The organism is Vreelandella rituensis, assembly GCF_003336665.1.
In the GTDB taxonomy this organism is placed as follows: Bacteria; Pseudomonadota; Gammaproteobacteria; order Pseudomonadales; family Halomonadaceae; genus Vreelandella; species Vreelandella rituensis.
Genome location: NZ_QPIJ01000170.1, coordinates 1 through 700, shown reverse-complemented (window position 1 = coordinate 700; position 700 = coordinate 1). Strand labels below are relative to the sequence as shown.

Sequence of the window (700 nt, the reverse complement as noted above, 5' to 3'; positions counted from 1 at the left end):
TGTGTTTGCGAGGTCGTGTCAACTTTCGCAATCTCAGCCGTTACAGTGATTACCATGAGAAGACCTTTTCGCGTTGGTATCGGCGTGCGTTTGATTTCACCGAGTTCAATCGCCTGAGCTTGCTGCCACTCAGTGAAGACACGGCCGTCACCCTGGTGGCCGCCACGGATTGCAGCTTCATTCCTAAAAGCGGCCGGCATACCGAAGGGCTGGGTCAGTTCTATAGTGGCGGCACAGGCAGGGCCGAACGGGGACTGGAAATATCCACGCTGGCCGTGGTGAACGTGACGGAAAATACGGCGTATCACCTGTCCACACGACAAACGATGGATCGTCCCGACTGTGAACAGTCGCGCGTGGACCGCTANAAATACGGCGTATCACCTGTCCACACGACAAACGATGGATCGTCCCGACTGTGAACAGTCGCGCGTGGACCGCTATCTTCACCATCTTCAGCAGGATCGTGCGTCACTCCCGCCACAGGTGCGTTATCTCGTGACGGACGGCTATTACAGTAAAACCCGCTACCTCCAGGGTGTCGTGGCAACGGGGTTACATCAGGTCGGCAAGCTGCGCCATGACGCCAATCTGCGTTGGCTGTATCAGGGAGAACAGAAACCCCGAGGGCGCAAGCGTCTTTATGGTGGAAAAGTGAGCGTTGATGACGTGAGCCGATGGACGCTGGCAGGCAACATGG

At 56.7% G+C, this 700-nt stretch carries 1 pseudogene; it reads left to right on the top strand.

Features of this window, described 5'->3' with window-relative positions:
• Positions 1–402: 402 nt before the first annotated feature.
• Positions 403–700: pseudogene (locus DU506_RS22660) on the top strand (hypothetical protein); the annotation flags it as partial.